Raw genomic sequence first — 24221 nt, forward strand, 5'->3', positions numbered from 1 at the left:
ACGGTGAAGGCTGCACGTTACTACGATCGCGAAGATATTCGTATTGAAGATATTGAACCCCAGGAGCTCACACCCGGCACGGCGCGCGTGAAGGTTGCGTGGTGTGGAATTTGTGGAACGGATCTGCACGAGTTCAAGGAGGGCCCGATTTTCATTCCGCCGCATGGCCACCCGCATCCGATTTCGGGTGAGGATGCGCCGATCACTCTGGGCCACGAGATGTCGGGCGTGATTGAGGAAGTGGGCGAAGGCGTTGAGGATCTGAAGGTTGGCGATCACGTTGTTGTGGAGCCGTACCTGGTTCACGATGATGTTGATACCTCTGAGGCCAACATGTTCTACCACCTGTCGCCGGATATGAACTTCATTGGTCTCGGCGGCGGTGGCGGCGGCCTGTCGGAGAACATTGTGGTTAAGCGCCGCTGGATCCACAAGATTCCGGATTCGATTCCGCTCGATCAGGCTGCGCTCATTGAGCCGCTGTCGGTGGGCTATCACGCTGTGGAGCGCGCAGGCTACGCCTCGGAGGAAGTTGCGAAGGGCAAGGTTGCTCTTGTTGGTGGCGCCGGCCCGATTGGTCTGCTCACCGCTGCTGTGCTCAAGGCATTCGGTGCAACCGTTGTGATGTCGGAGCTTTCGCCGCTGCGTCGTCAGAAGGCGCTTGAATCTGGTGTTGCTGATTATGCGCTCTCGCCTGCTGAGGTGGACGTGGTTGAGGAAGTGAAGAAGCTCACCGATGGTAAGGGTGCAGATGTGGCTTTCGAGTGCACCTCGGTTCAGGTTGTCTTCGATACCCTGATGAATGCTCTGCGCCCGGGCGGCGTGCTCGTGATCGTGTCGATCTGGTCGCACCACGCAGATCTGGATATCCACCAGCTCGTGATGAAGGAGATCGATCTGCGCGGAACGATTGCCTACGCTCACTCGCATCCGGCCACCATCAAGTTGGTCTCTGAGGGCAAGGTTAATCTTGAGCCGTTCATCACCGGCAAGATCGGTCTGGAGGGTCTCATTGATGAGGGCTTCGATACCCTGATCAATCGTAACGAGACTGCCGTGAAGATCCTCGTCTCACCCTCGGGCGAGGGCCTATAGGGCGGCGCTGAACCACGCGAGGAGATGATTCTCGCAGGCGCGCGTGTGGGTGTGGGTCGGCGGACAACCGCCGACCCACACCCACCGAGTTTGTCGCGAGATCACATGAACGCGGGCGTCCACTGCCAAACTGGCAGTGGACGCCCGCGTGTTTGCCTTGTCTGCCGCTTCTAGGCGGCGGCGATCGATTCCTTCGTGGCGTCGATCATCGTTTTGCCGAGCGAGCGGTTGGTGTAGCCTCCCACAGCCGCCCCGATCCCGAAGGGGAGGAGCTTGCCGACGAACGCCGTGGCCTGCTTTGCAGTGAAGCGTCGGAAGATCCGCTTGCGCATCGAATCCGTGAACTTGCGCAGTGCAAGCCCCTGAAGTGATTTGATGAGCCCGCCACCTGAGGTGGTGATCCCGGCCTGCTTGGCGAGCTTCTTCACGCCAGTGGCACTCACCCCGCCCATGAGCACGGTGAGGACAAGCGCGCGTTCTTGTTCAAGAGTGAGCTCACCTGGGCGCATCACTTCGAGCACGGCAAAAACGTGAACCATCGTGGCCGTCATGAACACGCCCGTATCACCCACGGCCGCCGCAAGCCCCGCGATCGTCCCCACTCCAGGCATCGCGGCAGCCCCGCCGACCACGGCCCCCGAACCCGTCACGTCACGCAAGTAGCGCTTCTCGAGCACCGCCACCAGCGCCGTCGTCGTCGCGCTAGAGCCGAGCTTTTCGCGAGCCGTCACCACACGGTCGCGTGCGAGCTCGCGCGCAGGGGCAAAACTCTTATCGAACGAGGCTTCGAGTTCGCGTGGATCAGCACCCGAACGCACCGCATTGTAGGCGGCGCCGGCGGTACCGGCCGCAAGCTTGCCCGCGTTGACGAGCTTGCCGGTAAGGGAAAGATGTTCGGCCATGATGCCTCCAAAAAACAAGGAAATTTGTACACAGTGTATGGGCGAAACTGGCGGTGAGTATAGTGCTCGCCGCCAGTTTCGCCCAGCGCGTGCACGGCTGGTGTTACACGCCGGCACACCTGTGATTTCCGTGGGTCTTGCCGGAGGGTTACTTGCGAGCCGCGCGGACGACGTCGGCGACGGTGATGAGTTCGTGGCCGAGGATATCGTACAGATCGGTCGCGTTGCTTTCGAGTGAGCCGTTGGCTCCCGATACTTCGACGTCGGTGTAGAACTGAGCGACGGCGTCGGGCATCCCAGCCGACACGAGGTTATCCTTGTATTCTTCGGGGGTGACGTTGACGGCCTCGATGGCGATGCCGGTTGCTTGTGAGATCTGTGCCGCGATCTCGCTGTAGGACAGGGGTTCGCCGACCAGGTCGTATGTGCCCGGTGTGACCTGTGCGCGGGCGGCTTTTGCGGCGGCTTCGGCGAGGTCGGCGCGCGCTGCGCCTGCGATTTTCGCCCCGTTGAGAGCGCCAATGAGCTTGCCGGTTTCGAGTGCTGTGTTCAGTCCGCTGAGCAGGTTCTCGTAGTAGTAGCCGTTGCGCAACACGATCACTTCGGCCAGCGATGACGTTGCCAGCAAGTCCTCGGTGGCCTTGTGTTCGGGTGTGAGTGGGTTGTCTGGGTGATCTTGTGCGCCCACAAATGACGTGTAGACGAGGCGAGTGACGCCGGCGTTCTCGGCTGCGTTGATGAGGTTGCGTGCCTCTTCGGCTCGGTTGCCAAGCTGGTTGGAGGATACGAACACGAGTGTGCTCACGCCGTCGAGTGCTGCTGGGAAGGTTTGCGGGTCGGTGTAGTCGAGGTGACGCACCTCGATCGCCTGGTCCGCGTAGCCGGCGGCTTTGTCCGTATCGCGGGCGAGGGCAATGAGAGGCTCTTCGTGTTCGGCGGCTGCGAGGTTGGTCAGGATGAGCGAGCCGAGGTGCCCGGTTGCGCCGGTAACTGCGATGGTCATGTTTTCTCCAATCGTTAAAACTTCAACAGTGAGAGAACGACGACGGCGGGTCACCTATTCCCGGACGTTGGCGAAAGTTTTCCCCGACGTCGTCTCCGCGCCCGACGTCGGGGCTCGGTTTCGCCATCGTGACGGCTATCGTTGGCGAACGTGGTCAAGTGGAGGCTCGGTTCGAGGTGTTGGGAATGAAGTGATAGGATGAGCGCGTCAATAGTTGTACGTTTCCAACGGTGGAAAAAGTACACGAAACTCACTCAGAAGGTCCAAAGGAGGGCTGACCTGATGAAAATGAAGAAGATTGCTGCGCTCGCTTCCGTGGGTGCAATCGCGCTCGGCGGCTTTGCTGCGTGCTCATCGTCGGGATCGTCGTCGGCAGATGGCAAGGGGAAGGTGTACTTCCTCAACTGGAAACCGGAGCAGGAGCAGGCATTTAAGGCGATCGCCCAGGAGTATTCGAAGGCGAAGGGCGTGGACGTCAAGGTGGTCACCGCGGCGTCGGGCACCTACGAGCAGACGTTGAAATCTGAAATTTCCAAGTCTGATGCGCCAACCCTCTTCCAGATCAACGGCCCCGTTGGCCTTGCCTCGTGGAACAAGTACGCACTCGATCTCACCGATACTCCGCTGGTGAAGTCGCTCAAGGATCCGAACCTCGCGCTCAAGGGCGAGGACGGCAAGGTATACGGCACCCCGGCCGCTGTCGAGGGCTACGGCATCATCTACAACAAGGCGATCATGGACAAGTACTTCGGCCTGGAGGGCGCAAAGGCGAAGTCGATGGACGAGATCAAGGGCTTCGATAAGCTCAAGGAAGTTGCCGATGATATGCAGGCTAAGAAGGCCGAGCTCGGTATCGACGGCGTGTTCGCCTCCACCTCGCTCGCGAGCGGCGAGGATTGGCGTTGGCAAACCCACCTGTCGAACATTCCGATGTACTACGAGTACAAGGATGCCGGCGTGACGGACGAAAAGACCGTCACCTTCAAGTACAACGAAAACTTCAAGAAGCTCTTCGATCTGTACCTCACCGATTCCACGGTGGAAAAGACGCTGACCCCGTCAAAGACGGTCACGGATTCCATGGCAGAGTTCGCGCAGGGCAAGGCTGCGATGGTGCAGAACGGCAACTGGGCGTGGAGCCAGATCAAGGACGTCTCGGGCAACGTGGTCAAGGAAGAGAACATCAAGTTCCTCCCCATGTACACCGGTGTTCCTGGTGAAGAGAAGCAAGGCCTCGCGGTTGGCACTGAGGCGTTTATGGCTGTGAACAAGAAGGCCTCCGAGGCTGATCAGAAAGCCACGCTTGATTTCATGAACTGGCTCTACACGGACGATGCAGGCAAGAAGCATGTGATCAACGATCTCGGCTTCATCGCCCCGTACTCGAACTACGCGGAGGCTGATACGCCGAAGGATCCGCTGGCCAAGGAAATCGCCACCTACATCTCCAACAAGGATCTCTACGCGGTGCCGTGGGTGTTCACCACCTACCCGTCGCAGAAGTTCAAGGATGATTTCGGCCAGGCCCTCGCACAATATGCCTCGGGCAACCTGGATTGGCCCAAGGTTGTTTCCACATTCGTGGACGGCTGGGCCGCAGAGAAGAAGTAATCCACTTTCTGATCAGTGAGGGCCTCGGGTCGCCCGACCCGACGTCGGTGGCCTCGGGGCCCTCACGTTCGATGGGGGCAACATGCAAGCTCAGTTAAAGAAATACTTCCCAATATTCGTGCTCCCCACCTTGATCGCCTTCGCGATCGCTTTCCTCGTGCCGTTTGTGATCGGCTTCGTGCTCTCGTTCTTCGAGTTCACCACCATCACCGATGCCACGTGGGTGGGGCTCGATAACTACAAAGCTGCGTTCGAGCAGCGTTCCGGATTCATCTCTTCCTTCGGCTTCACGCTGATGGTGGTGGTGGCCTCCGTGATCCTGGTGAACATTTTCTCGTTCGCGATCGCCTGGATGCTCACGCAAAAGCTGCGCGGCACGAACTTCTTCCGAACCGTGTTCTTCATGCCGAACCTGATCGGCGGAATCGTGCTGGGCTACACCTGGCAGGTGATGATCAACGCTGTTCTCGCTCAATACAAAACCACGATCATCGCGAACTGGACCTACGGCTATCTCGGCATGATCCTGTTGATCAATTGGCAGCTCGTGGGCTACATGATGATCATCTACATTGCGGGCCTGCAAAACGTTCCGCCGGAGCTGATCGAGGCTGCGGAAATCGACGGCGCTGGCCGCTGGAGTGTGCTTCGCCACGTCACCATTCCGATGGTGATGCCGGCGATCACGATCTGCCTGTTCTTGACCCTGTCGAACACGTTCAAGCTGTTTGATCAGAACTTGGCGCTCACGAATGGTGCACCGCAGAGCCAAACCGAGATGGTGGCACTCAACATCGTCAACACCATGTTTTCTCGCGTGGGCGAGGAAGGCGTGGGCCAGGCGAAGGCCGTGCTGTTCGTCGTCGTCGTTGTGGTGATTGCGATGGTCCAGCTTTCCGCGACCCGCCGGAAGGAGATCGAGGCATGAAAAACACTGTCGGAAAAGTGGTCGTCTACGTGCTCCTGGTGGCGCTCACTGTTGTGTTCGTCGGTCCGATCCTGTTCATCCTGATGAACTCGTTCAAGGCGAAGTTCTCGATCGCCTCCAACCCGTTTGCACTTCCGCTTACGGACATGTGGGTTGGGCTCGAGAACTACGCCACCGGCCTGGCGCTGTCGGGCTTCTTCATGGCGATCGTGTGGTCTTTCGTGATCACGATCCTCTCGGTGGCCGCGATCGTGTTCTTCTGTGCCATGACGGCCTACTACATCACCCGCGTGAAGACGTGGTACACCTCAGCCCTGTACTACATGTTCGTCTTCTCGATGGTGATCCCCTTCCAGATGGTCATGTTCCCCACCGTGAAGATCGCGGATTCACTCGGACTGAACAACCCGTGGGGGATCGTGGTGCTCTACCTCGGATTCGGCGCAGGTCTATCGGTGTTCATGTTCGCCGGCTTCATCAAGTCGATCCCGCTGGAGATCGAGGAGGCCGCAACGATCGACGGCGCGGGCGTGCTCAAAACATACTTCCTGGTGGTGTTGCCGATCCTGAAGCCAACTGCGATCACGGTGGCGATCTTGAACGCCATGTGGGTGTGGAACGACTACCTCCTGCCGTACCTGACGATCGGCCTGTCCACCGATTACAAGACCATCCCTGTGGTGATCCAGCAACTTGTCGGTTCGAACGGCAACCGCGACATGGGCGCGATGATGGCGATGCTCGTGTTGGCGATCGTGCCGATCGTCATCTTCTACATTGCGATGCAGAAGTACATCATTAAGGGCGTCGCTGCGGGAGCAGTGAAGGGTTAAAGTGGCGAGCCGCTTTTTCTCCCAGGACTCAGGCTTTGCCCGAGTCCTGGCCCTTGTTGCTGACGTTGCGATCGTTTCAATGGCGCTCACGCTCACGGCGATCCCGGTGGTGACCCTCGGGGCTGGCCTGGCCGCCGCGAACGTGGTGGCGGGCCAGCTCGTTGCAGAAGACGGCGCCCACCCGTGGCGTACGTTTTGGCGCGTGTTCTCTCGCTCGCTGCGCATCGCGACGCCGGGGTGGCTTGCGTTATTGGCCGTGGGCTTCGCAGTGGTATACGAGCTCATGCTGTTGCGCGCCGAATCAGGGATGATCGTGGATGCGATGCGGATCGGCCTGATCAGCGCCGCGATCCTCGCGGCCCTGGTCGCGCAGTGGTTCTTCGCGCTCGCGGGGCACGCTGCGATCCGCCGCCCGACGTCGGGGGCGCGGCCGAGTGAAACCGGCGCGGCAGTGTTGGTAGAAGAGAAGCGCGTAACTCGCGCACCGGCGTCGCTGGGGGAGATCGCGCAAGCCGCAATGTTCGCCGCGATCCGCTACCTGCCGCTCAGCGCACTTGGCCTGGCGAGCTGGCTCGCACCGCTCCTCGCCGCCTGGTGGTGGCCGGCGGCCGTGCCAACGCTCATCTTCTTTACTCTCGTGTTTATCCCAGCGTTCGTGATCTACGTGAAAACCCTGGCAATCGGGCAGCTCGTGCGCGAGATTACTCAGCTCCCGTAGTGTCCGATCACGGCGCGGTTTGCCGGATCGAGCGTGATCTCGCCACCATACGGCAACACCACTTGCGGGCGGGTGTGCCCGAACGGAAGATCCAGGCACACGGTGAGATCCTCGCGATAGCGGGAAATATTCGCCAACAGGTACTCGTAGTAGGCCATACGCTTCGCTGCGAGCTCAGATTCAGGAACTTCTGGGTGGTCGCGATCGGCCACAACCGGCCGGGCGAATGCGAGCCCGGCGGCGGCATCGAGGTAGCCTCGCTCGCCCATTGCGCGCACCCAGCGCCCCACAAAATCTGCTGGTGGGATCTGCTCGGATGTTTCAAAAATCAAAATCGCGCCTTCGAGCTCGCTCGCCGCGGGTAGGCGCCCGGCGAAAGCGAGCTGATCGAGAACCTCCAGGCAGCCGCCCCATGTGCGTCCGCGAACGGGTTCCTCTTTGCCAAAAAACTCGATGGGAAGCGCAGGGCCGCGCGGAGAGGGCTCCGTGAGTGCGCGCGGATCGAACCAATCCCACCCGTAATCCTGCGAGGTCTGCGACGCAGGAATCACCACATCGCCCTCGCCAAACAGCGCGGCCCGGAGCGTGTGAATATGCGCCGCGTCAATGTGGGGGCCAGTGAGGTGAACCATCGTGGAACCGCCGTGATAGGCACCAACGCCCAGGCCCCATAGCCAGTTCAGGATGTTCGTGTTATCCGAATAGCCGAAAAATGGCTTCGGATCCGCAACTGGTAGCGCCGGATCGAGAAGTGGCACCACCTGGATTTGATCGTCGCCGCCAACTGTGGAAAGGATCGCGCGGATCGACGGGTCCGCGAAAGCTGCGTTGATATCGGCTGCCCGCTCGGCCGGCGTCGCCCCCATTTTCCGTGTGGTCGGATACTCCACTGGCTCCAACCCGAGCTCGGTGCGGATGCGCTCGAGTGCCTGCTCGTGAACCTCAGAGAAGTACGCGGGCGCGGCCCACGCGGGGGAGAGGACTGCGACGCGATCGCCGGGCTGAACAGGGGTAGGTGAAATCATGTGGCCTCCGACGGCGGAAAGGTGGGCATTTATCCCCATGCTACGCCCTTGTCGGGAGGCGTCCTCAACAATATGATGTCAGTATCACCATACTCACATGCACTGAACTGAGGAACTCACTGTGATTTCACTGAAGCGCATTGGCGCCTATGTACTGGCCATTGTTGTGCTGTTTGCCGGGCTGGTTGCTGTCTCGTCGCAGGCCCGCGCCGCCACTGACGTCGTCGTCAAGAGTGCGACGGAGCTTGCCGACGCCGTTCGCGCGGCTGGCACCAACGCCACCACGATCGGTGTGGACGGCACGGTGGAGCTCGCGGAAACGCTTCAGCTGCCTGCGGGTGCGAACGTTACCCTGGTGGCGAACTCGGAGGGTGCGCGAATTCAGCCAGCTGCCGATTTTAACGCTGGCCAGTTGATCTCGGCGCCGGCCGGCTCCTCACTCACCATCGGCGCGGCACCTGGTACAACGCCGCTCACCATTACCGCGAACAAAACCCCGCTGCCGCTTGTTGTTTCGCGCGGAGCCGTCACCTTGAATGAGGGCGTGATCACCGGCGTCGAAGGCAAGTGGCCGAGCTACGGTTCTGGCGCGCTCAGCGTTTCGGGTAAGGAGGCGTTGCTGACGATGAACGGTGGCGCCGTGAAGGATAACCATATTGGCGCCGATTCGAACCAGTTCTCAGCTGCCGGTGTGCTGGTCGACGGCGGGGCGCGGTTCGTCATGAACGGCGGCTCGATCACCGGCAACTGGTACCAGGGCAATAGCTCGAACATTGGTGCGGGCGTGCTCGTGTCACAGTCGGGCAAAATGGAGATGAATGGCGGAATGATCGCCGCGAACTGGGCGCCGTACAACTGGGGCGCCGGCGTTCTGCTTCACTCGCAGTCAGGCTACTGGTTCACTGAGAAAGAATGGGCAGATCCGGCCAAGGGCGTGGAGCTGACCGTGAACGGTGGCCGGTTTGCGAACAACGTGGCCGGAGGCCAGGGCGGCGGAGCGATCATGGCTGTCGGTAAGGCGAAGGTGAACGTCAACGGCACTGGGAAGAACGCGCCACTGTTTGACGGCAACAAGGCCACCCAGGGCGGTGCGATCGCCACCTACGATTTCTTCGTGACTGTGGGCACGAACTGGAAGGTCATTCCCGAGCAGGGCGCGAAGATTGTTGGCGGAACCGATGCTGCGGCAATCGCGAAGTGGCACGAGATCACAGGGTCCGAGCTCAATATTTCCGGAGGCGTGTTCGAGAAGAACACTTCCTCGGTTACTGGCGGCGCCGTGTATGTGGGTGCCGAGGGTGCGAATATTTCTGGCGGCGAGTTCCGCAATAACTCCACCGGCCGGCTCGGTGGCGCGATTTATGTGGCGTCCCAGCCCTACACGCTTCACATGAGCCGTGTGTTCGTGGAGAAGAACTCGGCTAACAGCAACGGCGGCGGCCTGTGGGTGTGCCCCACCGGCGATACCGTGATCTACACGAAGGACGGCCTCGCGCTCGCCGAGAATACTGGCGCCGACGCCGGTGACGACCTGTCGGTGTTTCCATACGGCTACAACGCGGGCAAGGCTCCGGTCCAGGCCGATTTCTCGCGCCGCCAGCTCGGCGGCGGATCGGCGGACTGGTTCGTCGATGGCTACCGCAACTATGCCAAGCAGCCGCGCTACTCGAAAGACCCGGAGAAGCAGATTCCATACGCTATCGAGGAATACGCCGCAAAGCCGGAGTACGTGGCACTTCACGGCGAGCCGATTGGTGATACGGTGGCGCTTGCGGCAGCGAACTCCGCGGTTCATGTGCACTCCAACAGTGCCGCGTTCGGTGGCGGCATCGCCACGAATGGCAATATTGTGTTCGGCGAGGACGAATCCACCCAGCTCCAGGTGGTCAAGCACTGGGACGATTCACGAACCGGCGAGGGCCTTCCAGCCGATCAGAAAGCGCAGCTCCCGAAGGAGCTGAAGGTTGAGCTTGTGATGAGCCTTGAGGGTTCGGATAAGCAGTACGTGGTGGATCACGCCACGCTCACCGCTGAGGGTAAGTGGACGCATCTGTTCAACGATCTGCCATACACGGTTGGCGGCAAGAAGGCGACCTACTCGGTGCGCGAGGTTGCTGTGCCGGGCTGGAGCGGAAAGCTCACCACGAAGCCGATCACGCCCGCCGATTCCGACGAGGCCACGTTCACGTTGATGAACGCCTACCAGCCTACGTTCATCGCCTGGAACAAGAACGACCTGGACGGCAATGCGCTCGCCGGCGCCACCTTCACCGTGACCGATCCGAACGGCAATATTTTCGACGTTTTTGACAACGACAATCGCGATCTGGACAAGGCTGACGGCCGTTTCCGCGTGCACGCCACAGAAACCGGCACCTACACGATCCGTGAGCAGAAGGCGCCCGAGGGCTACAAGCTCTCGGAGAAGCAGCTTACTGTGAAGGTTGAGCCGAACCATCCGGCCAAGGAGCGCACGCTCGAGGCCGGCACCGTGGTGAACGAGCCCGAGCCGATCACCGGCGGCGGGTTTGTGGAGTTTGACGAGGACGGTTCGGTTCCCCCGGTTTCCGGTTCGAATCCGGGCACGACGACGACTGAGGATTCCGAGCAGCCGTATGTTCAGATTGGCTCTGGTTTTGTTGAGTGGACGGACACTCTTCCGGGCGTCTCGGGCGAAAACGGTGTGACGACGGAGGAGGATTCCGAGGCGCCGTACGTTCAGATTGGCTCTGGTTTCGTGGAGATTGAGGAGACGTTGCCGCCGGAGTCGGGTTCGAATCCGGGCACGACGACGACTGAGGATTCCGAGCAGCCGTATGTTCAGATGGGCTCTGGTTTTGTTGAGTGGACGGAGACTCTTCCGGGGGCTTCTGGCGAGAACGGCGTAACGACGGAAGAGGATTCGCAAAAGCCGTGGTTTGAGCTTGGTTCTGGTTTTGTTGAGTGGTATGAGGTCACTCAGCCTGGGATGAGTGGCTCGAATGGTGCCACGATTCAGGAGGATTCGGAGAAGCCAAAGATTTTTGTGCATTTCCCGGGCCCGTCCGAGTCGCCGACGCCGACGCCGTCGGAAACCCCGACGCAGACTCCGTCGGATACGCCGACCCCGTCGGGAACCCCGACCCCGTCGACGCCTCCGGCGCCGCCGTCGTCGACGCCGAGCATTCCGGCTCTGCCGAAGACGAACACTCCGCCGCCGCTGGCCGCGCCGAAGCTCCCGATCACGGGCGCGAACGTTGCTGGCCTCGGATTCGTTGCCCTGTTGCTCGCGGGCGCGGGTCTGGTACTGAATCGACGTAAGAACAACTGAATCAACGCAAGAGAAAACGAAAGGTTCCACTGTGACGACATTTCGCAACCACGCGCGAGTGCTCGCCGCCTCCACTGTGGCCCTAGGTACGTTCCTGGGCTCCAGTGCCGTTGCGGCGCCGGAAGCGACGCCGGGGCAAACCCAGCTCGCGTACCCAAACTCGGCGACTGAAACGCCATTCCCAGGCGATTTCACCGACGTCATCTTCGACGACGGCAAGGACCATTCAGGCGAGTATGCGCCCGAAATCCGCGAAACGCTTCGCCCCGACGGAAACCGCGATATCACGATGCCGCTCAGCGATGGCCGCGTCGTCAACCTCACGCGCACGCTCGACCGCATCTACAAGGAGACACAGAAGGCGCTCACTAACCCGGCCACTCCGCCGTCGGTGAAAAATCTCCTCCAGTCCGAGCTGTACAAGAGCCTCACTCAGCCGCAGATTCTCGCCGAGGGACGCCAGTTCGGTTACCAGGTGACGTGGAACCTTCGGGAGAACCCGAACACGCACGCGGTGAAGTTGCTGGTGCCCTCCCACTATGACGGCCTGGCCCCGGCGATGAACGCCGAGCCTGGCGACATTCTGCACCGGATTAGCCTGCTGACTGTAACAGCCTTTGAGGACAAGCTCGATCCGCAGTCGTTCGATCCGAATTTCCGCCGTACTGGAATCCGTCGTGCGTGGATCTCACCCACTCTCTACTCGCGCACAGTCGTCGTCAACGATAAGACGGGCGAAACGGAAATTGGTCCGTACGAGGATCTCGGTATTCACGATCTGAAGATGGACGGCGTGCCCGTGAGCGGCAACGGTTCGTTTGGCGATAAATGCTCGAATACGGACCAGGGATCGAACTGTTTCTTCTTCTGGAATCGTAACGCTGATTCCTCGAACCTCAACAAGCAGTACGTGATGACCTACTCGGGAACGGTACCTGATCACGATAAGTTCATCTTGTTGCAGTACCGCCAGGCGTCTGGGACGGTGGGCGGTAATTCCGTGTCCGCAATCACCTCCCGCGACACCATCAAGCCCTATGCCAACGTGGTGATCCACCCGGTGTTCGAAAAGGATTACCGCAAAGCCATGGGGTACACGATGGAACCTGCGAAGGATCCGATCGTGGAGCGCCTGGAGAAGAAGTACCCGGCAGAGGATCCCGCGAAGGCAGGTTTCCACACGCGCGCCCAGAAGCGCGACGATCTATACGCGCCCCTCGATGGCCTCAAAGAGTTCGATCAGCAGTTCCTCACCCGAGACGCTCACGAATGGCCGGCGTACGGTCCGATCGAGAACGTGCGCGAGGACGGCGTAGTAGATGGCACGAAGACCTTCCCACTTGCTGGTTTCAAGGCGGGGCTGTGTGCCGAGGGCGATAAGTCGTTCGCACAGATTTGCGAAGATGGCGCGCGCATGCGCGATCGTCACATCGATTTGCATTACCCGAATTTCGAGCCGGTGCAAAGCAAAGAGGCATGGGACGCCCAGATTTCGCGCGTTCCCGAAGGCTACGTGCTGACGGCAACAGACCTTCCGAAGGATCCGTTCACCACTTCCTACCTGCTTAATCCCGATGTTGCGCCGGATAACCAGATCCTTGACACCAAGCACTACTACCGCATGATCCGCCCAATCCCGGGCGACGTGAAGCTGACGAAGGTGGACCAGAAGGACGCAGGAAAGCTCCTTCCGGGTGCGGACTTCCAACTCTATGCACACAAGGGCGACGATAAGCCGCTCGTTCCGGATACTTTCACTACCGGTGTCGATGGCACGTTCTCGCTCTCTGGGGAAACGGATCTCAAGGAGCTGCTGACCGACGATAAGATCGCGAAGATGCCGTTTTCCGACGACGCCGGCGTCATCACGCTGGCGAAGCCCGGCGACGACGGTCGTGGAAAGTACCTGCTTGAGCCAGGGGAGTATTGGCTCAAGGAGACGAAGGCGCCGAAGGGGTACTCCGATCCTGAAGATCCGTGGACCAAGGTAACGGTTCCCATGCGGACGAACGACAATCGCTTTGCGCCGGTCGAGGTGCAGGTGGAAAACGAGCCGCCAACCACGCACTCGAACCTGGTGGAGTTCCATGAGTTTGGTCAGCAGCCGGGCGAGTCTGGCGGCTCGGGCGGCATGATAACGGAGGAAGATTCGTCGCGTCCGTGGTACCAGATTGGCTCTGGTTTCGTGGATTTTGAGGAGACGTTGCCGCCGGAGTCGGGTTCGAATCCGGGCACGACGACGACTGAGGATTCCGAGCAGCCGTATGTTCAGATGGGTTCTGGTTTTGTTGAGTGGACGGAGACTCTTCCGGGCGTCTCGGGCGAAAACGGTGCGACGACGGAGGAGGATTCCGAGGCGCCTTACGTGCAGCTGGGTAGCGGTTTCGTGGATTTTGAGGAGACGTTGCCGCCGGAGTCGGGTTCGAATCCGGGCACTGTGACCACTGAGGATACGCCGAAGTCGTGGTTTGAGCTTGGTTCGGGTTTTGTTGAGTGGGATGAGGTCACTCAGCCTGGGATGAGTGGCTCGAATGGTGCCTCGACGCAGGAGGACTCCGAGAAGCCAAAGATTTTTGTGCATTTCCCGGGCCCGTCCGAGTCGCCGACGCCGACCCCGTCGGATACGCCGACTCCGACGCCGACTCCGTTGGATACGCCGACGCCACACTCGCCGGCACCGCGCCCTGAGCTCCCGATCACGGGCGCGAACGTTGCAGGTGTGGGTCTGGTGGCTCTGATGCTCACTGGTGCGGGTGCGGTACTGGCAAGGCGTCGTGAGATGAACTGACGTTGCGTGTGTGCATGCTCTGGGGAGCAGCTGGAATTGCCCAGCTGCTCCCCAGTTTCGTCGGGCGCTCGTGCATAAAATACGGATCCGCCAACTCTTTCACAAATGTGATACGCGACACGCAATCGGTGTGTTTGGGTGCTAAATTTCCCGATCAGCGACCGCTGTGAAACTGGATTTCACTAGCAAAATCAAGGAAAACTGACACTTTTGTTCAATGTGGCGCATAAAAATTGTTCATCTTTTCAGCGTTTCACATATTGATACGGAGCGGGTTTTCAGCGAAAGACGTGTTTCCCTAGGAGGAACCTGACAAAGGAGAAGGTATGAAACGATTCCGTCGATCGTTCGCCGTCGCCGCTGCGCTTGCCACCTCACTCGGCATGACGCCCACCGCGATGGCTGCACCGTCCACCCCGCCGTCGGACGGCGACGCGCAGGCGTCGAACCTGTCGTTGAACGACATGAAAAGCCTCCTCGATGCCGCAGGCGAGCAAGCCTCCGGCACCAAGGACGTGCTGATTATGCTCGATCGCCAGCCCAAGCACCCCAGCAAGGCGGGCGAAAAAGCGAACCTCGGTTCCCAAAACGAGCTGATTGCCACACTCGGCAAAAAATACGGCCTGAAGGTCAAGCGCCAACTCGGCTTCCTTGTGAATGGCTTCTCGGCCACGGTTCGTGCCGACAAGATCGCAGCTCTCGCTCAAGAGCCCGGCGTGAAATCGGTGAAGGAAGAGCAGACTTACCAGCGTCTCGAGCACAACGCTCGCAAGATGGAAGGTGTGCCAACGGCTTACGAGCGCCACGGCCTTGATGGCACAGGCACCGTCGTGGCTGTGATTGATTCGGGCATTGATGTCGCTCACCGTGATCTCCGCCTTGATGACGGCGTGTGTGAAAAGTCGAAGTTGAAGCCAGATACGGCCCACGGCTTTACCTGCAAGGTTCCCGCTGGCTACAACTTCGCCAACGAAAACTATGAGGTCAAGGATGCGCAGGAGAGCCAGCACGGCCAGCACGTGTCTGGCATCGTTGGCGCGAATGGCTCCGGCCGCGACGGCAACAACGATCCGTCCGTCGTCACCGACAACTCCTTCGACGGCGTTGCACCGAACGCGCAGATCCTCGGCATGAAGGTGTTCTCGAACGTTCCGGGCGAGAAGGGTGCGACCGATTCGGATATCATCGCCGCAATCGAGCAGTCGGTGAAGTTAAAAGCTGACGTGATCAATATGTCTCTCGGTTCGCCGAACGGAAACCGCAACGCCTCCGACGGCGCTTACCGCGCAATCCAGGCGGCTCGCGACGCCGGTGTGATGGTTGTTGTTGCCGCCGGCAACGAGGGCTTGAACTTCGACCAGGCTGGCGAGCTCGGCGATTCGCGCGGTCAGCTCGACGACGGCACGCTCGGCTCCCCGGCGTCGTCGACGGCGGCTTTCTCGGTTGCCTCGATCGACAACTCCGTGCACGTGGTGCCGGTTGCAAACTGGAAGAGCGGCGAGAACGGCGAAGAGCAGCACATCAAGTACTCGCTTGCAACCGGCAAGCCGGACGATCAGTACCACCGCATCTTCTCCGCGGGCCTGGGTACCCAGGAAGAGTTCGACAAGGTCGCAGCCGATATTAAGGGCAACTTCGTGCTTGTTGCTCGCGGCAAGGAAACCTTCGCGAACATGTTCAAGCGCGCCTCGCAGGCCCAAGCCTCGGGCATCCTCGTGTACAACAAGGATGGGCTCGAAGAGTTCATTGGCATGGCCGGAACTGACGGCTACACGTTCTTTGGTGCCTCCACCTACAACTCGATCGGAAAGGCCATCCGCGCCTCGATTGATGCCGGCACAGAAACCTATGTGAAGTTCACGAACGAGCGCAAGCTTGAGGATTTCGGTGCGCCGTTCGGCATGCGCCCATCGGCATTCACCTCATGGGGTGCCACCCCGAACCTTGATTTCTCGCCGCAGATCGCGGGAATCGGTGGCGAGGTGTACTCCACCATGAATGACAACAAGTACGCCAGTGAATCGGGTACCTCGATGGCGTCCCCGAACGTCGCTGGCCTTTCGGCGCTTCTGATCCAGCACTACAAGACGGTCTTCCCGGATCTTTCTGGGCCACAGCTGGTGGAGCGTGTGCGTACCGCGTTCATGAACACTGCCCAGATCCCGCTGGACGAGAAGGGCACACCGCATGCTCCGCGTCAGATCGGCGCCGGCCTGGCCCGTATTGATCTCGCGGCCGAAAACCGCGTGTTCGCAACAGTGAATGGTGAGCCGTCGGTGGCTCTGCGCGAGGTGAACGGCCCGCGCACCTTCACCGTGGATCTTCACAACCTTGGCGAGAAGGACGTCACCTACCGCCTGCCGAAGCAGACCGTGGTGAACGAGTCGAACGAGAAGGGCAAGAACATCACCACGTCGGTGTCGAGCGAAACCCTGACCTCCGACGTCGCCACTGTGACTGTGCCGAAGGGCGCAACTGCGAAGGTGAACTTTACGCTTGCCCCGAATACGGACACCCCGCACTTCATCGAAGGCTGGGCACGCCTCGAGGGGACCGCGGGAACGCCGAATCTTTCGATCCCGTACCTTGGCTTTGTGGGCGACTGGAACAAGGAGCAGATCGTTGAGAAGCCGGGCGTCCCGTGGGGCGATCCGGTGGAGTACGATACCTCAACCGGCCTGATGACCTTGCGCCAGGACACGTCGGTGTTCCTCGATACGCTCGACAAGACGAAGGACGATCCGAAGACCGGCCGTGACCTGACCCTGTGGATCTCGCCGAACGGTGACAAGATGCAGGATGTTGTCTTCCCGTCGTTGTTGCTACGTCGTAACGCTTCCGACGTCGAATACCGCGTATACAACGCCGACAAGTCGGTTGACATGGTGCTCGGCAAGGAGCAGGACGTGCGCCGTCCGCACACGAATGTGAACTTCAAGGAAGACGCCACCCCGATGTCGATGATGCATTCGGCATCCTCCTACGCCTTCGACGGCACCCAGTACGATCCCAAGGATCCGAACTTCAAGCCTGTTCCGGACGGAAAGTACACCTTCGAAGTCAAGGCCCGCCTGTCGGACCAGTTCGGCTGGCAGACCACCGCAATGAACTTCGGTATTGACACCGTCAAGCCTGTGCTTCACATCGGAGATCTCAAGGACGGCTACGTGTACTTCACGGCGGCCGATTCGGGCTCGGGCGTGCAGGTGAACCCGGTGGTCAACACCGACAAGGAATCGAACCTGGTGGCTGAGCGCGTGGGAGAAGCGGATTCCGAATTCCGCGTCAAGGTTGCCGACGGCACCCAGTACGTTGAGGTGACCGCGGGTGATATGGCTTCCAACATCGCCACGGCCCATAAGATTCTCGACCCGGCAAACCTCCTCGCCGTGGCGTTCAAGGACGCTATCAACGACGAGCCGGTGGGCCCTGTCAAGCCGTACTTCGTGGCCGACAACGGCCCGCAGCTCGATGTGTCGGGTTACACGGATCCGTCAGCTGCGAAGGTCCTGGTGAACGGGAAGGAAGCTGACCTGGACAAGGATGGCTACTTCTCCGGCGTCGCCGATCTCAAGCCTGGCGCAAACGAGGTGACCGTGGTCGCGCTCGACGCCGACGGCAAGGAACTCGCGAAGGTCGTGCTCCATCCCTACTACGATGCGAAGCCGCCGGTTGTCACACTCAATCCTGAGGCCGCGAAGCTTTCCGACGACGGGAAGTCGGTAACCGTTTCCGGAACGATCACCGACGAACATCAGGGCGCCCCGCTCACCGTGAAGGTGGCCGGCAAGGACGCCGTCGTCGGCCTGGACGGTCGCTTCACCGCTACCGTCGACGTCGAGCCGGACGCGCTCGCGGTGCCGGTGGTCGGCTCCGACGGTGCGAACCTCGTGACCGTCGCCGCTCCCATCGAGGGCCGTGCGCCAGCGGGCCCGCCGCTTCCGCCTCCGCCGCCGCCGGCTCCGCCGTTGCCGCCGTCGCTGCCGGGCTCTGACGCCCTGCCGACGATCATCAACGCTCAGTGCCTGCCTGGGCTCATCGCCTGCGGCGTGAGCGGTGAGACCACCGATTACGACGCCGCTGCGAAGCTGTTCACTGTTCGCGGCATGCTCGATCCGGACGTGATCGCCAAGGTGCGTTTCGTGCCCGCCGCGGTTGCTTCGAACGGCGCGGTGAACGAGCCGGCTCCGATCGACGCCGTGATCAACGCAAAGGAAGGCACTTTCGAGGCGCCGCTTGCGGTGGTCTCGGGCGAAAACCACTACCGCATGGAGGTCTACGTCAAGGGTGAGAACGGCAAGGATGTGCTGACCAAGGCGATCCCGTTCAAGCTCTACTTCGACGTGGAGCTGCCGCACATCGTGTTCGACCAGCCGCACGTGGTTGCGGGCTCGATCTTCACGAACACTGACGGTGTAGACTTCACCGGCAAGATCTCCGACGACGCCTGGGGCTACACCTTCTCCATCAACGGTTCCGTGGTGGAACAGCGTTCCAACAATTCGGGCCTCGGCCCGAAGTCGAACGAACGCACGTTCAAGTACCACCTCGACGCGATGGACGGCGACAAGGCGCTCATCACCGTTGAAGACTTGAACGGTAACAAGCTCATCGGCCTCTACCCGATCGTTGTGGACAAGGACGATCCGGTTCTCGGCTTCCTCAAGGGCGGCGGGCCGTTCCTTGATGGCTCCACCATCCGCGACGGCGAGCCGGTGGTTGCCACGGCAAAGGACCCGCACCTCGGTTCGCTCGCGGTGAAGGTCACCGGCCCGGACGGCTACACCTGGGACGCTTCGGCAAAGTCCGACGTCGACACGACGCCGCTGCCGCTCGAAGAGCTGTTGGTCGACGTCGCGACGATCGCTCCGCACGACGGCGAAGCGCCGGCTGAGCCGGAGCCGACGCCGTCGGCTGAGCCCAGCGCCGAGCCGAGTACCGAGCCTTCGGCTGATCCCAGCGCCTCGGCGTCGGGTGCGATCGCGATCGAATCGGCGAAGGACACCACTGTTGCTGCTGGTAACGAGGCAAAGGTGACCGACACCGAGCTGTTGATCCCGTTCGCAACGAAGGATCTGAAGGCGGGTATGTACACGATGGTGTCGACGTCGACGGATCTTGCGGGGAACTCCGTGACGAAGGCCGTGACGTTCTACGTGGATCGCATGCCTGTGATCGCTGGCCCGCAGCGCGTTGAGCTGACTCTGACTCCGCAGGAGCTTGCCAACCGCGCCGACGTGATCGCGAAGGTTCTCGCGAACTACTCGGTGACCGACGACGGCTCGGCCGACTACGCTGGCGACGGCTCGCAGGCCGGCGATCCGAAGCTCGCCATCAACCCGACCACGTTCTTCACTAACGGTGAGAACCTGGTGGCGGTGCGCGCGGTGCAGCCCAACGGCGTGGAGTCGCGCATGCTCGTCAACGTGGTGATTACGGTCAAGGAGCCGGCGGCTGCCGAGGTTCCTGCTGAGCCTGAGAAACCGGGCGAGCCGCAGGCTCCGAACTCGAGCCCGCTCGTTCCGATTGGTCCGTCACTGAACATCACTGATGGCGTGAGCGCGGACGACGTTTTCGCAGGCATCGATCAGATGATCGAGAACTCGGGCAAGCTCGACCTTGGCGAGCTGTTTGGCCACAAACCGAGCGCGGGCGACAAGCCGGCACCGGGTGTGGGCGACAAGCCGAACGCGGGCGACAAGCCGGCACCGGGTGCGGACAAGAAGCCGAACGTGGGCGACAAGCCGAACGCTGGTGACAAGCCGGCACCAGCGCCGAAGGTCAGCCACGTGACGCCGAAGTCGAACCTGGCGTTCACCGGCGCGAGCACCCTCGGCCTCGCGGCCGCGGCACTCGCAATGGTCGCGGCTGGCGCGCTGATCGCGCGCAAGCGTGAATCCTGACGCGAGATAAACGGCGGGAGGGGCAAGGAAATCCTTGCCCCTCCCGCCGTTTTTGGCCAAGCAATGCCGAAAACCATAAAAAGGCGCGGTAGTATTAATTCTCGGAAAATTGAGCACACCGGTATCACAGATTGGAACACTTTCATGAATCACTCGTTCTCGGCCAAGGCTGCCGCCTGGGGCGTGCACGCCTTCACCATGAGCGGCCTCGCATTCGCTTGCCTCGCCACGCTCGCTCTTATGAACGGCGAGCTGAAGATGATGTGGCTCTGGCTCGGAATTGCCATGATCGTGGATGGGGTGGACGGCACGATGGCCCGCGCTGCCCGAGTCAAGGAAGTGATCCCGTGGTTCGACGGCGCAGTGGTGGACATCGCGGTCGACTACATCACCTGGTCCTTCCTTCCCGCGATCTTCATGTACCTCTACCTGCCCTTCGGGTACGGGTGGCTCGCGGCGGTGCTCATGATCGCCGTCGTCACTTCCTCGATGTTCTGCTACGCCAACGAGGGCGAAAAGTCTTCCGACAACTACTTCGTCGGCTTCCCAGCCGCCTGGAATATCGTCGCTGTCGTGCTCTGGGTGCTCTCCAGCCCGGCCTGGGTGAACGTCTTTATCGTGCTACTTTTCGTGGTGCTCACGATCGTCCCCACTTATTACACGCACCCCTTCCGCGTGAAGCACATGATGATCCCGAACATCATCGCCGTGTCGATATGGACCGCCGCCACAGCAGGTATGGTCGCCACCTACGGCAACCAGCCCACCTGGCTGCTCGTGATCTTCTGGATCTCCGGCTTGTGGTTCCTCGCCACCGGCGCGCTACGCACGATCACCGGCCGTCAGTAGGACGAAAGCCGCGCATCGGCGTCGTTGGTTACTCCGGCGTCGTCGGGCCGGCTGATCGCCGACGTTGGGCAACCAGCCAATCAGCGACGTAAGCGCGGCCCCAGCGTCGGGGAAACAGGAGGAAAAGCAATGGCTTTCGTGATCGGACACCGCGGGCTGTCCGCGCTCGCACCAGAAAACACTCTCGCGGCCTTCAACGCCGCGCTCGACAACGGCGTGAACTGGATCGAAACGGACGTGGACGTGCTCGCCGACGGCACGCCCATCCTCATCCACGATTCCACGCTGGACCGCACGACCAACCGTACCGGCCGCTACGACCCGCTCACCGCCGCGGAACTCAACGCCGACGCCGGTGCCTGGTTTGCGCCCGAATTCGCCGGTGAAGGCGTGCCTACTTTGGCTCAGCTCATCGACCTGATGAACGAGCGCGGGCTGAATGCCAATTTTGAGCTGAAATCAAACGAGGCAGGCAAAGCGAGCACGCTTGCCCTCGTGGAGGCGGTTGCGCGTGAGCTTGAGCGCCTCGAGCCCGGCCGCGAGGTCATCGTCTCCTCCTTCAACCACCTACTGCTCTACCTTTTCACGCAGCGCGCTCCGCAATGGGCCATCGGCCTGCTCTATGAGGTTGCAATTAATCCGGATTGGCGTAGCACCGCTGAAATCGTGGGTGCCCGTTATATTCACCCCGACCACACGCTCCTCACACCGGAAAACATTGCTCAGTTCCACGCCGCAGGGCTTGGTGTGAACGCGTGGACAGTGAATGATCGCATGCGCGCCAACCAGCTCATCAACTGGGGTGTGGACGGCTTAATCTCCAACGTTCCTCACGAGCTCGCTGATCTCGCTCAGCGCTAACCTGCGCCCGAAGAGCACCGCCGCTGGTGCGTAACTGCGTCAGTTGGGTGAGGCGTTGCGTGTGGAGCAACGCCTAGCTGGATTGATTGAGTTGTGCACGCGCCTCGCGCGGCTCGCTAACCGGCGTCGCACCTTGCGCACCTGCGTCGGGAATGACCAAAACGAATGGGGGTCGAGTTTACTCGACCCTCATTCGGCGCATGTGTGATTACGACAGTACCGGCAACTGGAACGGGTAACGGTACAGGCGGTTATTCGAGGTGGCGATCGTGGCGCGCAGATGGCCCCAGATCAAGAGCACAAACGACAGGAAGAATAGGAAGAGCCCAACAGGGATCAGAATGATCGTGAAAATGCAGATCCAGCCAATCCAGCTCATGATCTGCGTGCCGAGGTTGAAGTTGAACGACTGTGCGGCCGCGGATCGCACAAACGCGGAATCTTCCTTCTTCACCAACCAGATCACAAGCGGGCCAACGAACGCGAGCCAGCCCGCTGAAACGACCCAGCCAATCAAGGCCGAGAGGTGAGCGGCGATCGCCCAGGTGCGATCCTCCGACGAGGGCGGAACAGGAGAAATGTGCTGTGTCATGCCTCTATTTCACCACGTTGCCGGCAGCGGGCGAAAGCCTGCACGTTCGTTCGTCGTACAGCGGAATCTAGGCGAGCATTCAGGAACGGTGGATAGGATTGGCGTTAGCGGCGTCACAGTGGATGCCTCCGAATCGGGCAACGAGGCCCGGGAAGGAATGATGATGAAGAAACTGATGAATTCCCCCGAACAGATCATTGCGGATGAGCTTCGCGGAATCGAGTATGCGCATCCGGAACTGCGTGTGGATCATGAGGCGCGCGTAGTGTTCCGCGCGGGCGGGCCGGTTCAGAACAAGGTCGGCCTAGTTTCTGGCGGAGGGTCAGGGCACGAGCCGTTGCACGGTGGTTACGTGGGGGAAGGCATGCTGGATGCTGCGGTTGCGGGTGAGGTGTTTACCTCGCCGACCCCGGATCAGATCGAGGCGGCGACAACGGGCGTGAACGCGGGCGCGGGCGTGCTCCACATCGTCAAGAACTATACGGGCGATATTTTGAACTTTGAGATGGCGGCGGAGCTTGCGGCCGCCGACGGCGTTGAGGTGGAGTCCGTGGTGGTGGACGACGACGTCGCTGTGCAAGATTCGCTGTATACGGCCGGGCGCCGTGGCGTGGGCGGCACGGTATTCGTGGAGAAGATCGCGGGCGCGGCTGCCGAGGCGGGCCTGGATCTGGCGGGTGTTGCGGAGTTGGCGCGCCGCACGAACGAGAATGTTCGCTCGATGGGCATGGCGCTCACGGCGTGCACGGTACCGGCCGCAGGCACACCGTCGTTTGATTTGGCCGACGACGAAATGGAGATTGGCATTGGTATCCACGGCGAGCCGGGGCGTGAGCGCGTGAAGGTTGCGCCGGTAAAGGATATTGCACGGATGCTGGTGGATCCGATCCTCGCAGATCTGGATTACACGGGTGCGCCGGCCGTGGTGATGGTGAACGGCATGGGTGCCACGCCGCTGATCGAGCTGTATGGCCTGTATGCGGAGGTGGTGGATTACTTGCGTGAGAAGGGCATCGAAGTGGTGCGCAACCTCGTGGGGAATTACATCACGTCGCTGGATATGGCGGGCGCGTCGGTCACGATCATGCGCGCGGATGAGGAATTGCTCGGTTACTGGGATGCGCCGGTGGTTACGCCCGGCCTGCGTTGGGGGAAGTGAGAATGGACGTTGCACAGATTGCGGCCTGGATGGCGGATTTTAACGATCAGATCCAGGCGAATAAGGAGTATTTGACGGAGCTGGATCGCGAGATCGGCGATTCGGATCACGGCGTGAACATGGCGCGCGGCATGGCCGCAGTAGTGGCGCTGGATCCGGGGGAGTTCGCCGACGCCGGTGCGTACGTGAAGAAGATCGGTATGACTCTCGTTTCTACGGTTGGTGGCGCTTCCGGCCCGCTGTATGGCACGTTCTTTTTGCGCTTCTCGGCGAAGGTGGGCGACGGCGTTGTGGCGGCTTTCCGTGCAGGGCTTGACGGCGTGGTGGCACGCGGTAAGGCGGAGCGGGGGGAGAAGACGATGATCGACGCGCTCGGCCCGGCCGTGGATGCGATGGAGGCAGCAGGCTCGGAGACTGAGGCACTGGCAGCTGGCGCTGAAGCCGCCACGAAGGGGCGCGACGAGGCGATCGAGTATGTGGCACGCAAGGGCCGCGCCTCCTACCTGGGTGAACGTTCGAAGGGGCACATGGATCCGGGTTCGGCCTCGGCAACGTACCTGGTGGAGGCGGCCGCACGGACGTTGGCCTAGGCTGGCAAAACGCACGCTGGCGTCAGCCGTGCGGTGATCTCACCAACAGTGGTG

16 protein-coding genes are annotated in these 24221 nt (G+C 61.0%); 12 read left to right on the forward strand and 4 right to left on the reverse strand.

What is annotated here, in order from left to right; all coding sequences use genetic code 11:
- The first annotated feature begins 3 nt into the window (after positions 1-3).
- Positions 4-1095: a 2,3-butanediol dehydrogenase gene (locus P8A24_RS01870; RefSeq protein WP_278059162.1), complete on the forward strand. Its 1092-nt coding sequence runs from the start codon at positions 4-6 to the stop codon at positions 1093-1095.
- 170 nt (positions 1096-1265) lie between these two features.
- Here P8A24_RS01870 and P8A24_RS01875 read toward each other — a convergent pair whose 3' ends face one another.
- Both P8A24_RS01875 and P8A24_RS01880 read right to left on the reverse strand, forming a co-directional pair.
- A complete protein-coding gene (locus tag P8A24_RS01875; protein ID WP_278059164.1) occupies positions 1266-1997 on the reverse strand; it encodes a hypothetical protein in 732 nt (243 codons plus the stop codon).
- Between the two features lie 148 nt (positions 1998-2145).
- Positions 2146-3000, reverse strand: coding sequence for an NAD(P)H-binding protein (locus P8A24_RS01880; protein WP_278059166.1), 855 nt, complete (start codon positions 2998-3000; stop codon positions 2146-2148).
- A 279-nt stretch (positions 3001-3279) separates the two neighbouring features.
- Here P8A24_RS01880 and P8A24_RS01885 point away from each other — a divergent pair, with 279 nt between their 5' ends.
- The 4 genes from P8A24_RS01885 (at position 3280) to P8A24_RS01900 (ending at position 7090) form a co-directional block, all read left to right on the forward strand.
- The gene (locus tag P8A24_RS01885; protein WP_423190687.1) at positions 3280-4611 is read left to right on the forward strand and encodes an ABC transporter substrate-binding protein; all 1332 of its coding nucleotides are present in this window, start codon (positions 3280-3282) and stop codon (positions 4609-4611) included.
- Positions 4612-4693: 82 nt separating this feature from the next.
- Positions 4694-5539, forward strand: a complete 846-nt coding sequence (locus P8A24_RS01890) for a carbohydrate ABC transporter permease (RefSeq protein ID WP_278059170.1) — start codon at positions 4694-4696, stop codon at positions 5537-5539.
- Entirely contained in the window at positions 5536-6372 is an 837-nt protein-coding gene (locus tag P8A24_RS01895; RefSeq protein ID WP_278059172.1) for a carbohydrate ABC transporter permease, read from the forward strand. Before P8A24_RS01890 ends, P8A24_RS01895 begins: the two co-directional genes overlap by 4 nt.
- A gap of 1 nt (position 6373) precedes the next feature.
- A complete protein-coding gene (locus tag P8A24_RS01900) occupies positions 6374-7090 on the forward strand; it encodes a YesL family protein (RefSeq protein WP_278059174.1) in 717 nt (238 codons plus the stop codon).
- Here P8A24_RS01900 and P8A24_RS01905 read toward each other — a convergent pair.
- Positions 7078-8115: a S66 family peptidase gene (locus tag P8A24_RS01905; protein ID WP_278059176.1), complete on the reverse strand. Its 1038-nt coding sequence runs from the start codon at positions 8113-8115 to the stop codon at positions 7078-7080. The two genes, P8A24_RS01900 and P8A24_RS01905, sit on opposite strands and share 13 nt — an antisense overlap.
- Positions 8116-8236: 121 nt before the next feature.
- Here P8A24_RS01905 and P8A24_RS01910 point away from each other — a divergent pair, with 121 nt between their 5' ends.
- From P8A24_RS01910 to P8A24_RS01930, 5 genes are all read left to right on the forward strand, one after another.
- Positions 8237-11425: a SpaA isopeptide-forming pilin-related protein gene (locus P8A24_RS01910; RefSeq protein ID WP_278059178.1), complete on the forward strand. Its 3189-nt coding sequence runs from the start codon at positions 8237-8239 to the stop codon at positions 11423-11425.
- A 31-nt stretch (positions 11426-11456) separates the two neighbouring features.
- The gene (locus P8A24_RS01915; RefSeq protein ID WP_278059180.1) at positions 11457-14213 is read left to right on the forward strand and encodes a SpaA isopeptide-forming pilin-related protein; all 2757 of its coding nucleotides are present in this window, start codon (positions 11457-11459) and stop codon (positions 14211-14213) included.
- 326 nt (positions 14214-14539) lie between these two features.
- Positions 14540-20116, forward strand: a complete 5577-nt coding sequence (locus tag P8A24_RS01920; RefSeq protein ID WP_278059182.1) for a S8 family serine peptidase — start codon at positions 14540-14542, stop codon at positions 20114-20116.
- Between the two features lie 144 nt (positions 20117-20260).
- The gene (locus P8A24_RS01925; protein WP_278059184.1) at positions 20261-20965 is read left to right on the forward strand and encodes a CDP-alcohol phosphatidyltransferase family protein; all 705 of its coding nucleotides are present in this window, start codon (positions 20261-20263) and stop codon (positions 20963-20965) included.
- A gap of 129 nt (positions 20966-21094) precedes the next feature.
- Entirely contained in the window at positions 21095-21826 is a 732-nt protein-coding gene (locus P8A24_RS01930) for a glycerophosphodiester phosphodiesterase family protein (protein ID WP_278059186.1), read from the forward strand.
- Between the two features lie 208 nt (positions 21827-22034).
- Here P8A24_RS01930 and P8A24_RS01935 read toward each other — a convergent pair whose 3' ends face one another.
- Positions 22035-22418 carry a DUF4870 domain-containing protein gene (locus tag P8A24_RS01935; protein WP_278059188.1) on the reverse strand — a complete coding sequence of 128 codons (384 nt, stop codon included), beginning with the start codon at positions 22416-22418 and terminating at the stop codon, positions 22035-22037.
- A gap of 163 nt (positions 22419-22581) precedes the next feature.
- On the opposite strand from P8A24_RS01935, the gene dhaK reads away from it, so the two are divergent.
- Both dhaK and dhaL read left to right on the forward strand, forming a co-directional pair.
- Positions 22582-23577 (forward strand): dihydroxyacetone kinase subunit DhaK, encoded by a 996-nt coding sequence (gene dhaK / locus P8A24_RS01940; protein ID WP_278060157.1) that lies wholly within the window; start codon positions 22582-22584, stop codon positions 23575-23577.
- Positions 23578-23579: 2 nt separating this feature from the next.
- The gene (dhaL, locus tag P8A24_RS01945; protein WP_278059190.1) at positions 23580-24167 is read left to right on the forward strand and encodes a dihydroxyacetone kinase subunit DhaL; all 588 of its coding nucleotides are present in this window, start codon (positions 23580-23582) and stop codon (positions 24165-24167) included.
- Positions 24168-24221 lie beyond the last annotated feature (54 nt).

It is taken from the genome of Arcanobacterium wilhelmae (genome assembly GCF_029632765.1).
Taxonomy (GTDB): domain Bacteria; phylum Actinomycetota; class Actinomycetes; order Actinomycetales; family Actinomycetaceae; genus Arcanobacterium; species Arcanobacterium wilhelmae.